The organism is Streptomyces blattellae (assembly GCF_009709555.1).
GTDB lineage: Bacteria > Actinomycetota > Actinomycetes > Streptomycetales > Streptomycetaceae > Streptomyces > Streptomyces blattellae.
In genome coordinates this window covers 1-12500 of sequence record NZ_WJBG01000168.1, presented here as the reverse complement: position 1 = coordinate 12500, position 12500 = coordinate 1, and the positions used below count along the sequence as shown (strand labels likewise).

The window sequence follows — 12500 nt, the reverse complement described above, 5'->3', positions numbered from 1 at the left end:
GTTTCTGGGCGACATGCCGAGCGACTCGCCGAGTTCGCTCATGCCCGCCGGTTCGCTCTTGAGTGCCAGGCCGAGGAGCAGGGTGGCGCGGGGCACGGTCAGTGCGCCGCCGCCGGCTGGCAGGTTCGCCTGCACCCACTGCCTCAGGCCTTTGCGCAAGCTCGCGAATCCGGCGAGAAGCTGATGGCCTGTCACGGACGAGGTGGTCTCGCCCGGTCCGCCCAAGCCGTAAGTCGATCTTGACACCCGACTCCTTATCAATTGACAATATCTCCGAAGTTACATTAACAATGGTGTCAGAGATGGCGCCGTGTCGGCAACCGGCAGTGAGTCGCCACCGGCCCGCGGTCGAGACCGCAAGCCGACAGAACCCCCACAGATCAGGACGGGACAACCAGCCATGGATCAAGTCACGCCGCAGCACGTTGTCGTCATGACCGGCGCCACAGCCGGACTCGGCGCCCATGCGGTGCAGCGCATCGCCGCTCAGCCCAGCACCCGGGTCATCGTCGGCGCCCGGGGAAGCAACCCCTCGGTGCCGCGCGGTGTCGAAGTGGTTCCGCTCGATCTCTCCTCGCTCGCCGGCGTCCGCGCATTCGCCGACGAGGTGACACGGCAACTCGGTGACGCCCGCATCGACATCCTCGTCCTCAACGCCGGCACACAGACGGCCAGCATCGAGGGGCGGAGCGCGGACGGCTTCGAACTGACGTTCGCGGTCAACCACCTCGCCCACTACCTGATGATCCGGCTCCTCCTGCCCCACCTGGCCGACCACGGCCGCCTGGTGATCACCACCAGCGACACGCACGACAGTCCGATGGCGCCCAAGACCCTTGAACCGCAGGAGCTGGCGCATCCGACCAAGACCGGCTTCGGCGCGGGCATCCGCGCCTACCCGGCGTCCAAGCTGTGCAACATCCTGACCGCGTACTCCGTCCTGGCACTGGACGAGGTCAAGGCCCGGGGGATCGAGGTCATCGCCTTCAACCCGGGTCTCACCGGAGGGACCTCGCTCGGGCGGGACGCCTCGCGGGCGCGGAAGTTCTTCGTCAGGCTCCTGATGGGGACGCTCTTCCGGGTACTCGGCCTCTTCCGCCCCCAGTTCGTCAGGGGCACGGCCGAACGCTCGGGCGAAATGCTGGCCGAAGTCTCTCTGGGGAACATCGCCCCGCCGCCCGGCAAGATCTACGTCTCCCTGGTCAAGGGTGAAGCGACGTTCCCCGACCCCTCGGAACTGGCGCGCACCCGAGACGCCCAGGACCAGCTGTGGCGGGAGAGTGCGGTCATGGTCGGCATCCAGTAGGGTCCGACCCCATGTGACGGCAACACCCGGCCGCCACACGGAAGCCTCGGCCTCAACTCAACGGCCGTGGTGTGCAAGGGTTCGCGGGGCGGCCCCGAAGGTGCGGGACACCGTCTCCGGCCTGCAGAACGGCATGCGTCCGCCCCGTGATCACGTGTGTTGAACATCAGAGAGGGCGCTACAGCGTGGGAATTTTGCTCATCGTGGCCATACCGGTGGTAGTGGGGGTGATGGGCGCCGGGCACTGGTACGTGTGGCGCCGCCTCATCCGGGACACGACCGTCCCCGGCACGGCGTGGCGGCGATGGAGCACCGCGGTGTTCGTGACGGGGCCCGCGTTCATGCTCACGTCCTTCGTGGGCTCGGCGGCCGGACTGCCGTTCGGGCTGGTCCGGGTCCTCTCGTGGCCCGCTTACCTGTGGCTCGCCATCGCGCTCTACCTGCTGCTCGGCGTCCTGTCCGGCGAGGTGATCCGGCCCGCGCTGACACGGTGGCTGCGGCGCCGGGCCGCTCGGACCTCGACCACCGCGCAGGTTCCGGCCGCCGAACCAGTCACGGTGCCGGCTGACGACGCGCCCGCTCCCGCGGCCGTCGCCGCGCCTGCGACCGACACCGGCGGCGAAGCCCCCGCGGAGCTGTCCCGGCGGATGTTCGCGGCACGGCTGGTCGGCGGGGCGACGGCCGCGGTGGCGCTCGGCACGGTCGGCTATGGAACGTACGGGGTACTGCGCGGACCGCGGGTGAAGCGGGTGACGGTACCGCTGGCGAAGCTGCCCAGGTCGGCGCACGGCTTCCGGATCGCGGTGGTGAGCGACGTCCATCTGGGCCCGATCCTGGGGCGCGGTTTCGCCGAGAAGGTCGTGTCGACGGTGAACGCGACCCAGCCGGACCTGATCGCCGTGGTCGGCGACCTGGTGGACGGGTCCGTGGAAGAGCTGGGAACGGCGGTCGAGCCGCTCAGCGGGTTGCGGGCGCGTCAGGGGGCGTTCTTCGTCACGGGCAACCACGAGTACATCTCCGGCGCGGAGCAGTGGACGGAGCATGTGCAGGAACTGGGGCTGAAGCTGCTGGCGAACGAGCGGGTGGAGCTCGCCGCGTTCGACCTCGCCGGAGTGAACGACGTGACCGGTGAGGACCACGACGACGGCCCCGACCTCGCGGCCGCGCTGGAAGACCGGGACCCGTCGCGGACGTCGGTATTGCTCGCGCACCAGCCGGTGTTCGTGGACGAGGCCGTCGAGCACGGAGTGGACCTTCAGCTGTCGGGGCACACTCACGGCGGCCAGCTCTGGCCGATGAACTTCGTGGCGGAGCTGGCGAACCCGACGGTGGCAGGACTGGAGCGGTACGGGGACACGCAGCTGTACGTGTCACGGGGCGCCGGCGCATGGGGCCCGCCGACCCGGGTCGGGGCACCGTCGGACGTGACGGTGGTGGAACTGGCGTCACGCCAGGCGTGAGACGGGCCGACTGAGGGCGGCGGGCGTGGGCACGTGAGATCGGCAGAGGATCCAGGCTCACGACCGGTCCCCTACCAGCGCCACCACCGGCCGGGGCGAAGCTGACGACCGCCCTGGCCGACGTGGATGGTGGATGCCGGTGATCCCGCCGCAGGTCGGGCCGAAGGCGAAGGAGTCCTGGCCCGGCCGTCGTGGTCCACGGCGAGGGCGGCGCCGAGTTCGCGGGGCGTGCCGCCGCTGACAACGGCAACGCCCGCCACCGCGAACTCCCGGCCTTCCTCGAATCAGCGGTCCGGCTCCTGGGCGAGATCAAGCACCTGGTGTTGCCAGCAGGACGCGGTCGGGCCGGATGGGCAGCTGACGCTGACGCACGCCGGTCGCGTGCCAGACGGCGTTCGCGATCGCCGCGGCGGCGCCCACGTTGCCGATCTCGCCGATGCCCTTGATCCCGACCGGGTCGCCCGGGTCCGGGTCGTCCACCCAGTCCGCCTCGATGGCCGGCACATCGGCGTGCGCGGAGATGTGATAGCCGGCGAAGTCCGCACCCACCAGGCTGCCCGTCGCTTCGTCCAGGGCCGCCTCCTCGTGCAGGGCCATGGAGATGCCCCAGGTCATGCCTCCGATGAACTGGCTGCGCGCGGTGAGCGGGTTGATGATCTGTCCCACCGCGAACATGCCGAGCATGCGCCGCACACGCACCTCGCCGGTGGCGGGGTCGACGGCGACCTCGGCGAACTGCGCACCGTACGTGTGCCGTTCCTTGTCGTCGTGGTGGAGAGCACCGGCCTCCGCGAAGGTGTTGGCCATCACCGTGACGCCTTCCGGCGGAACGGCGGCACCCTGGGACAACTGCTCCCGGAGTTGGGCGACCGCCTTCCTGATGGCGAACACCCAGGAACGGGTACCCGCCGAGGCGGCCGCGACCATCGCGAACCCGAAGGCGGTGTCCCCGATCTCGACGCGGACCCGCTCGGGCGCCACCTCAAGCGCGTCGGCGGCGGCGAGGGTGAGCGCGGTGCGTGCCCCGGTCCCGAGGTCCGACGCCGCGATCCGCACCGTGAAGGTTGCGTCCGCGTTCGCGGTCACGGAGGCCGAGGACGGCATGACGTGCATGGGGTACGTGGCCGCGGCCGTGCCGGTCCCCAGCAGCCAGCGGCCTTCGCGGCGTACGCCGGGACGCGGGTCACGTTCGGCCCAGCCGAACCTGCGGGCTCCTTCACGGAAGCAGGCGACCACGTTGCGGGCGCTGTACTCCCTGCCGGAGATCGGCCCACGCTCGGGCTCGTTGCGCAAGCGCAGTTCGATCGGGTCGATGCCGCACTTCTCGGCGAGTTCGTCCATCGCGCACTCCAGCGCGAACGAGCCCGGCGCCTCTCCCGGCGCCCGCATGAACCCGGGCGTCGGCACGTCCAGCCGCACCGCCAGGTTGGCCGTGTGGTGCGCGTCGGCGTCGTACATCATCCGGGTCATCATCGTGCTCGCCTCGACATACTCGTACGTGGTCGAGGTCTGGCACAGGGAGCGGTGCTCCACCGCCCGCAGCTTCCCCTCGGGATTCGCACCGAGCCGGATCCGCTGGATCGTGGCGCTGCGATAACCGGTGAGGGAGAACATCTGGCGCCGGGTCAGCACCACACGGACCGGCCGGTCCAGGATGCGCGCGGCCATCGCGGCGGCCACATGGTGCGTCCGGGCCTGCGACTTGCTGCCGAACGCGCCGCCCACGTGCTCGGTCCGCACCCGGACTGCGGTCGGTTCGAGCGAGAAGGTCTGCGCGAGAGCATTGGCCACGAACGGGCTGCCCTGGTTCGAGTCGAGGACTTCGAGCCGGTCCCCCTCCCAGCGGGCCGTCACCGCGTGGGGCTCCATGGGATTGTGGTGCCCCTGCCCGGTGGCGTACTCCGCGTCGACGACGACGTCGGACGCGGCCAGCTCGGCGGCCAGGTCCCCCTTCTCCTCCGTGGCCGGCCTCAGCGGGCCGACCAGGGGGTAGACGCCGGGGTGGTCGTAGGAGAGGGCGACGTCGTGCGCCTCCTGGTCGTAGTCGACCTTGAGCGCCTCGGCGGCCTCCCTGGCCTGCTCGGACGTCTCGGCGACGACCAGTGCCACCGGCCATCCCGCGTAGGGCACCAGGTCCTGCTGGAACACACCGAGAGTCGCGTCCGGGGGTCCCAGTTGCGGATCGACCCAGCTGATGTCGACCGGGAGGGCGTTGCCGTGGTGCAGGACCGCGAGCACACCCGGCATGCCGAGGACCGGAGCCGTGTCGATGAAGCGGACGCGGCCCCGGGCGACGGTGGACAGCACCAGCCAGCCGTGGGCGAGGTCGGGGAAGGGGACCTCCCCGGCGTAGCGGGCGGCCCCGGTGACCTTGTCCCGGCCCTCCACTCGGACATGCGGGACTCCGATGGCTTTGCCGTGCGCCTCTGTCGCCGTGCTCATCGGGCCACCTCCTGGACCATCTCCGTCAGCACGGCCACCACCAGGTTGTGCATCAGTCTCACCTTGTAGGCGTTGTGGGGAAGCGGCCTGGCCGCCGCGAGTTCGGCGTCGGCGGCAGCGGCGAAACTCACCGCGTCGGCCGGCGCCCCGGTCAGCGCCTGCTCGGCGACGCGGGCCCGCCACGGCCGGGACGCGACCGCCCCGAACGCCAGACGCACATCCTGTACGACACCGTCCTGGACGTCGATCGCGGCGGCGATCGAGCCGATCGCGAAGGCGTACGAGGCGCGCTCGCGCACCTTGCGGTAGCGGGAGTGGGCGGCGACCGGGGCGGACGGCAGGGTCACACCGGTGATCAGCGCACCCGCCGGCAGCGCCGTCTCCCGGTGCGGGGTGTCACCGACCGGGAGATAGAAGTCGGCGAGCGGCAACTCCCCCGGTCCGTCGGCCGTTTCGTACGAGACGACGGCATCGAAGGCGGTCAGCGCCACGCCCATGTCGGAGGGGTGGGTGGCCACGCAGTGCTGGGAGGCGCCCAGGATCGCGTGGTTGTGGTGTTCGCCTTCGATGGCGGGGCAGCCGCTGCCGGGGACGCGCTTGTTGCATGCCTTGGTCACGTCGCTGAAGTAGCCGCAGCGGGTGCGCTGGAGGAGGTTGCCGCCGACGGTGGCCATGTTGCGCAGCTGCCCGGACGCACCGGCCAGCACCGCCTGGGCCAGGGCCGGGTAGCGGCGCCGGACTTCGGGGTGGATCGCGAGGTCGCTGTTGGTGACGGTGGCGCCGATGCGCAGGCCGCCGTCCTCGGTCACCTCGATGCGGTCCAGGGGAAGTTCACGGACGTCGACAAGCCGGGCCGGCCGCTCGACGCCCGTCTTCATCAGGTCGACGAGGTTGGTGCCGCCGCCGAGGAAACGCGCCTCCGGATCGGCGTCGAGCAGCGCCACGGCGCCGGAGACATCTGCCGCTTTCTGGTAGCCGAACTCCCTCATACCGCCGTGACCTCCTCGGTCCCGATACGGTCCGCGGCTGTCGCCGCGGCCTGGCCGACGGCTTCGACGATGGCCACGTACGCACCGCACCGGCATAGATTGCCGCTCATCCGCTCCCGGATCTCCTCCGCGCTCAACGGTGCCGGCCCGGCCTCGGGCCGCACGTCGTCCGTCACCGCACTGGGCCAGCCGGCCGCGTGTTCCTCGATCACCGCGACGGCCGAACAGATCTGCCCCGGGGTGCAGTAGCCGCACTGGTAGCCGTCCAGGTCGAGGAACGCCTGCTGCACGGGGTGCAGCCGGTCGCCTTCGGCCAGGCCTTCGATCGTGGTGATCTCACGGCCTTCGGCGGCCACCGCCAGCTGGAGACAGGACACCGCCCGGCGGCCGTCGAGCAGGACCGTGCAGGCCCCGCACTGTCCCTGGTCACAGCCCTTCTTGGCGCCTGTCAGATCGAGTCGCTCGCGCAGCGCGTCCAGCAGGGTCGTGCGGTGATCCACGGACAGCGTGTACTTCTCGCCGTTGATGTTCAAGGTCACGGCACTGGATGTCTCTGGGGCCATGATCAGCCTTCCTTGTCGCGCAGATGAGGTTGGATCGCTCGCCCACCGCATCGGACAGGAATCTGCGGCTGCGCATGAGGAGCGCGATAGGCGCGTTCACCCGGATACGCGCCTCGACGATGCCCTCGCCTTCGTTCATCCGCCGTCAAGTTATCGAAACGCCGTCCTCTTAACAAGAGGACGGCGTTCGCTTAACCCGGATGCCCGCACCGGCTCGAACTACCCTGTTCGCCGCCCTCACGGAGGGCGCCCCGGACCGGCGGCGTCAGTTCCCGTGCAGAGTGGCGGCTACGGCCTGCTGCGCCTCGGAGACTGGCTCCGGTTGGCTCGTCGCACGGATGAGTTCGAGCACATGCGTCCGGTATTCCGCGAAACGCGGCAGCCCCTTCGTCTTGATCTGGTCGCGTGGGCGCGGCAGGTCGATGTCGACGATCTCCATGACCGTCGCCGGACGGGATGACAGCACGACGACGCGGTCGGCCAGATAGACGGCCTCGTCTATGTCGTGTGTCACGAGCAGGACCGCCGCGCCCACGTCGTCGCGAACCGCGAGGGTGAGGTCCTCCAACCCGGCGCGGGTCTGCGCGTCGACGGACGCGAACGGCTCGTCCATGATCAGGATCTCGGGCCGGTAGGCGATCGCGCGGGCGATGGCGACACGCTGCTGCATGCCGCCCGAGAGCTGCCACGGGTAGCGATCGCCCAGACCCCCGAGACCCACCTCCCGCAGCGACCACTCGACGCGCTCCGAGCGCTCCTTCTTGTCTGCGATCGTGTTCTTCAGCGGCAGCTCGATGTTGCGGCGCACGCTGTACCACGGCATGAGCGAGCGGCTGTAGTCCTGGAAGACGGCCGCTATCTCCGGAGGTGGCTGCGTGACGTCGCGCCCGTCGAGTTCGATGCGTCCGCCCGAGCGTCCGTGCAGCGCGCACAGGCATCGCAGCAGCGTGGTCTTCCCGCCACCGGAGGGGCCGACGATGCACACGAACTCGCCCTCGCGCACGTCGAAGCTGATCTCGCGGATCGCCTCGACACCGCCCTTGGCCGGATCGCCGTAGGTCTTGGCCAGCTGGTTGACAACGAGCTTCGTCACCGCATCCTCCCGGTGGATAGGTAATGCCAACGGAGCACTCGTCTCTCCACCAGCACGAACAGGGCGTTCAGCAATGCCCCAAGGACACCCAGCAAGATCATTCCTGACCACATGAGCGGGATCTGGAAGCTCTGCTGAGCAGTGAGCGTGACGAAACCCAGACCGCTGGTGGCGCCCATCATCTCGGTGACGATCATCATGATGAAGGCGATCGAGAGCGAGAGGCGCATGCCGGCGAAGATCTGCGGAGCGGCCGAGGGCAGATGGATCGCGAAGATCCGCTGGCGGCGGGTGAGACGGAAGGTCTGTCCGACATCCTCAAGCCCCCGCTCGACACCGCGCACGCCGTCCACCGTGTTCAGCAGGATCGGGAACACGCACACGAACGCGATGAGCACGATCTTCGGCGTATCGCCGATGCCCAGGAGCACGATGCTCACCGGCACGAGCCCCGTCGCCGGGATCGACCGCGCGAACTGAATGGCGGGCTGCAACGCCAGATGCACCACTCGCACACGGCCGAGCAGGGCCCCCAGCGGGATGCCGACGGCGACCGCCAGCAGGTAGCCGAGGGCGAGCCGGGTCAAGCTGGGCACGACATCTGAGCCGGCGCGCTCGAACAACCAGGTTTCCCGGAAGTTCGTGAGGATCGTCTCAAGCGACGGGTAGAACGGGGACGAGTTGTCGGCGGACAGCACCCACCAGAGGACGAGTGCGACCACCGGAACCAGCAGCGAGACGGCGACCGACCGCAGTCGTGCGAAGCGCTTCATGCGTTCACCACCCGATGAGAGACATGCCAGCGCAACAACCGCTTCTCACTGCCCTCCAACGCGGCGTTGAGCAGCAGGCCGAGGACACCGGACACGAGCAGCAGGCCATACGTCGCCGTATAGCGGCCGTTCTGCGCCGCGGCGGCCATCTCCGTACCGAGCCCCGGTATGCCGCCCACGAGTTCCGCCGAGACAGCGACGATCAGTGACAGAGACGATGCGATCCGCACCCCGGTCGCCAGGTACGGCAGGACGCTGGGCAGCATGATGTGCCACAGGATCTGACGCCGCCGCAGGCCGAAGACCTTGCCGGTTTCGACCACCTGTGCGTCGATCGCGCGCACGCCGTAGACCGACTGGAAGAGCATCGGCCAGAGAGCGCCCAGCGACGCCAGAATGATCGCGGTCACCGATCGTGAGCCCATCACCAGGATCAGCAGCGGCAGGTACACGATGGCCGGGATCGGCCGCAGGAACTCAAGAGGTACGTTCAGCAGCCGGTGCACGAAGGGCACCATGCCTATCGTGCCGCCGACCACGATGCCTGCGGCGCCGCCGATCAGCAGTCCCGCGAACCAGTGCCAGAGCGTCTGGCCGAGCATGTCCCAGAACGTGCCGTCGTCGAACTCGCCCGCCAGCCAGCTGACCACCTCCGTGAACGGCGGGACCTCGGCGGGCAGCGCCCCGGCACGGGCCAGCAGCTCCCACAGGGCCAGCAGGCCGACGGTGGTCCCGAGGGGGATCAGCAACCGCGACGACACGCGCCATCGGCCCCGGCGCGGATCAGCCGACGAGGCGATCGCGCCGGCAGCCCCGGCCTTCTGGCTGCTCTCGGAAGGAAGCATCGAGTCCGTCTTCACTTTGCGGGCACGCCCGACCACGTGACCTCATCGGAGGACGGGGATTCCTTGAGGACCCCGTACTTCACGAGCAGCTCACCCAAGTCGTCCATCTCAGACGGCTCGATTCCCGTGGCGTAGGCCGGGAGGGGCGTCGCGTCGACGACTGCCTGAGGAACCTCCGTGATGCGGGCGATGGCCTTCCTCATGTCGTCCGGGTGCGAGTTGCACCACTCGTTGCCTTCTTCGAGGGCGGCGTTGAAGTTCTGCACGACGTCGGGGTTGTCGTCCACGAACTGCTTGGACATGAAGGCGACGGACGTGGCGGCGTCCGGCTGGTCGAAGGCGACGGCCTGCGGATCGCCGATGCTCACATGGCCCTCATCGAGGAGCTGCGCGGCGAAGGGATTCAGCGTGTAGACCGCGTCGGCCCGTCCCGACTTCAGAGCCGCCGCCTGATCCGCGAAGGGCACCGCGACGAGTTTCACCTTGTCCGGGTCGCCGCCGGACTTCGCCACCGCCTCCTTGAGCGTCACGTCCCAGTTGCCCTGGAGCGAGTTCACCGCGACGGTCTTGCCCTCAAGGTCCTTGAACGACTTGATGTCCGAGCCCTTGCCGACGATGGCCGCCACCGCGGTCACGCCGTCCCGGTCGAAGTCCTGATCGACCCCGCTGGTGATGACGACGGGCAAATCACTGCTCACGGCACTGAGAACAGCGGTGGGGGAGCCCACCCCCATGGTGATCTGCCCATTGAGGATCTGGGGGATCGATCCAGAGCCGGTCGCCGCGGCAGCGAACTTCATCGTGATTCCGTGCTTGGCGAAGATGCCGCGCTCATCGGTGACCTTCAGACATGAGGTCGCCGACGCCGGCTGAAAGGCAATAGTGACCGTTGATTTCCCGCTGCTCTCAGCCGACGCGCTGCCGTCGTCATCGCCGCCGCACGCCGACACCACCATGGTGGTCGCGATCAGCGAGATAACCGCGCCCGATCTGAACCTCGTTGACATCTTTGTCTCCGTTCGCATGCCGACCGAGAGGCGCGCGCCGCGCAACGGGCATGGCCCGTCCGCGTGGGCATCTCGTATCCGGTTCTTCGCGGTTGGCTGGCATCTGCGCTCAGGCGATCACGGCGCCCGCGCACAGATGATTACGCTGTGTAGCCACGTTCATGCGTGGTTAGCATATGAACGACTATCCGGCGGACGCAAGACTCAGGACATGGCCGAAAGGCGGCCCACGTCCATGCGACGCGGGCGCACGGCGTCCCGGCCCGGCGAGCGGAAAGCACCGCGCCTTTGGATGGAAATCGCCCACCAGGGGCATTGGAGAGCCCGGGGCGAGCGGCCTGTTGACGGTGAGCGAACACGTCGCGGACGCGAGGGCCGGACCGCCGTTCCAGCTCACAGCAATCCGGTTTCCCCGCGCTTCGCTGGAGCTTCGTCGTCGTACCGTCGTCGTGTGCCGCCTGACTACGCCGATCAGGCATCACAGTGGGTAACTCGGCGACCGCGAGGAGGTACGGGGGTCGGGGTCCGGTCGGTGCGAGGAGACCCGTATCACAGGGGCGGCCACAGCTGGAGACCTGGGACCGGCATCGGCTCCACGGCCCCTGCCGCGGACAGCACCGAAACGCCGGCGACGGCCGCGGGATGCGCCATCGGCCGCGTCGCACGTGGCCGGCGTTCACCCCTGCGACCGCCCGGCGGTTCGCGTGTCACCCGGTCTCCTACGCGACACCGACCATGGCCGCGCTCTCCCGCCACAGCAGGTCCTGAGCGTCCCGGCTTCGCGCCAGCTCCGAGGGGTCGGGGAACGTCGCTTCACCCTTGACCAGGGAGACGTAGATCTTGCCGGGCGGCGGGGCGATGTTCCCCAGGGAGACTTCGGCGAGCAGTTCGCCCGAGCGTTCGGCTGAGCCCATGACGTATTCGGGGCGGAAGAGGCCGGCCACCCGGAAGACGGTGCGCATCAGGAGCGTGAGGAGCATGCGCCTGGCGCGCGAGGCGTCACGCCCGAGCGAGGTGCCACCGGTGAGACCGGGATTGAAGGCGATCACGCTGATCTCACGGGCCTTGACCTCGTCCAGCGCCGCGAAGGAGTGCGCGGTCAGAATGTTGCACAGCTTGGATGACGAATAGGCGCGCACCCCCGCGCCGAAGCCGTGCGCCAGCTTCTGCGGCTCAAGGGTCTTGGGCGCGATCGGGGTGATCTTGGGGTCGTGCGTGTCGCTCGTGGTGATCACCAGGCGGCCGTGGTCGGCCATGCGCGGCATCAGGAGCCGAGACAGCAGGTAGTGGGCGAGATGGTTGACCGCGAACGTCAGCTCGAAGCCGTCCACGCTCGGCTTGTCGGCATTGGAGGTCTGCCTGCCGGCGTTGAGGACGAGGATGTCGATGCGGGCGTCACCGACCTGCCGTGTCACCTCGTCGGCGAATGCGCGGACGCTGGCGAGCGAGGAGAGATCGAGCGGAACCACTTCGACACCGCGCGGCACCGAGGGACCGCTCCCCCGGGCGCCGACGATGACCCGGGTGCCGGGCTGAGCGGCGATGCGCTGCAGCGCATGGGCGCCGAGCCCGGCTGTGGCGCCGGTCATGACGACAACGCGCTGCGCTTTGGTCTGGTCCATGACTGGTTGTCCTGTCCTGATCTGTGGGGGTTTCTTCAGCCGCCATCTCCGACGCGGCCTACTGGTGACAGCTCATTGCCCTGTTGCCAGACAGGGCGCCATCCCGGCATCATTGTTAATTTAACTCCGGCGACATTGTCAATTGATAAGGAACGGGTTGTCTACATCGCCCCTCGATTCGGACACGCCCGGCCAGGCCCTCTCGTCCGCGACAGGCCACCCGGCCTTCGCCGGATTCACGAATCTACGCATGGGCCTGAGACAGTGGCTTCATGTGAACATGCCCGCAAGCGCCGGAATGACCGTGCCCCGCGCCGCCCTGCTCCTCGGCCTGACGCTCAAGAGCGAACCGGCGGGCATGAGCGAACTCGGCGAGTCGCTCGGCATGTCGCCCAGAAAC

10 protein-coding genes and 2 pseudogenes are annotated in these 12500 nt (G+C 69.0%); 2 read left to right on the top strand and 10 right to left on the bottom strand.

Annotated features, from left to right (window positions below; all coding sequences use genetic code 11):
• Nucleotides 1-195 (bottom strand): annotated as a pseudogene (locus GFH49_RS21920) (MarR family transcriptional regulator); the annotation flags it as partial.
• Between the two features lie 238 nt (nt 196-433).
• Between GFH49_RS21920 and GFH49_RS21915 the strand changes: the two are divergent.
• Nucleotides 434-1306: an SDR family NAD(P)-dependent oxidoreductase gene (locus GFH49_RS21915; RefSeq protein WP_155057805.1), complete on the top strand. Its 873-nt coding sequence runs from the start codon at nt 434-436 to the stop codon at nt 1304-1306.
• A gap of 230 nt (nt 1307-1536) precedes the next feature.
• A complete protein-coding gene (locus GFH49_RS21910; protein ID WP_196218082.1) occupies nt 1537-2766 on the top strand; it encodes a metallophosphoesterase in 1230 nt (409 codons plus the stop codon).
• A gap of 71 nt (nt 2767-2837) precedes the next feature.
• Here the strand turns inward: GFH49_RS21910 and GFH49_RS41575 are convergent.
• The 9 genes and pseudogenes from GFH49_RS41575 to GFH49_RS21865 all read right to left on the bottom strand — a co-directional run.
• Nucleotides 2838-3035, bottom strand: a pseudogene (locus tag GFH49_RS41575) (hypothetical protein); the annotation flags it as partial.
• A 40-nt stretch (nt 3036-3075) separates the two neighbouring features.
• Nucleotides 3076-5208 carry a xanthine dehydrogenase family protein molybdopterin-binding subunit gene (locus tag GFH49_RS21900; RefSeq protein WP_155057803.1) on the bottom strand — a complete coding sequence of 711 codons (2133 nt, stop codon included), beginning with the start codon at nt 5206-5208 and terminating at the stop codon, nt 3076-3078.
• The gene (locus GFH49_RS21895; RefSeq protein WP_155057802.1) at nt 5205-6197 is read right to left on the bottom strand and encodes an FAD binding domain-containing protein; all 993 of its coding nucleotides are present in this window, start codon (nt 6195-6197) and stop codon (nt 5205-5207) included. Before GFH49_RS21895 ends, GFH49_RS21900 begins: the two co-directional genes overlap by 4 nt.
• Nucleotides 6194-6760: a (2Fe-2S)-binding protein gene (locus tag GFH49_RS21890; protein WP_155057801.1), complete on the bottom strand. Its 567-nt coding sequence runs from the start codon at nt 6758-6760 to the stop codon at nt 6194-6196. The genes GFH49_RS21895 and GFH49_RS21890 overlap by 4 nt, the downstream gene beginning before the upstream one ends.
• 265 nt (nt 6761-7025) lie before the next feature.
• A complete protein-coding gene (locus GFH49_RS21885; RefSeq protein WP_230396414.1) occupies nt 7026-7853 on the bottom strand; it encodes an ABC transporter ATP-binding protein in 828 nt (275 codons plus the stop codon).
• The gene (locus GFH49_RS21880) at nt 7850-8626 is read right to left on the bottom strand and encodes an ABC transporter permease (RefSeq protein ID WP_230396413.1); all 777 of its coding nucleotides are present in this window, start codon (nt 8624-8626) and stop codon (nt 7850-7852) included. The genes GFH49_RS21885 and GFH49_RS21880 overlap by 4 nt, the downstream gene beginning before the upstream one ends.
• Nucleotides 8623-9471 carry an ABC transporter permease gene (locus tag GFH49_RS21875; protein WP_155057800.1) on the bottom strand — a complete coding sequence of 283 codons (849 nt, stop codon included), beginning with the start codon at nt 9469-9471 and terminating at the stop codon, nt 8623-8625. The genes GFH49_RS21880 and GFH49_RS21875 overlap by 4 nt, the downstream gene beginning before the upstream one ends.
• Nucleotides 9472-9482: 11 nt before the next feature.
• Nucleotides 9483-10478, bottom strand: coding sequence for an ABC transporter substrate-binding protein (locus GFH49_RS21870; protein ID WP_196218080.1), 996 nt, complete (start codon nt 10476-10478; stop codon nt 9483-9485).
• Between the two features lie 719 nt (nt 10479-11197).
• Complete coding sequence (locus tag GFH49_RS21865; protein WP_230396412.1) at nt 11198-12100, bottom strand: SDR family NAD(P)-dependent oxidoreductase; 903 nt, start codon at nt 12098-12100, stop codon at nt 11198-11200.
• Nucleotides 12101-12500: the final 400 nt, after the last annotated feature.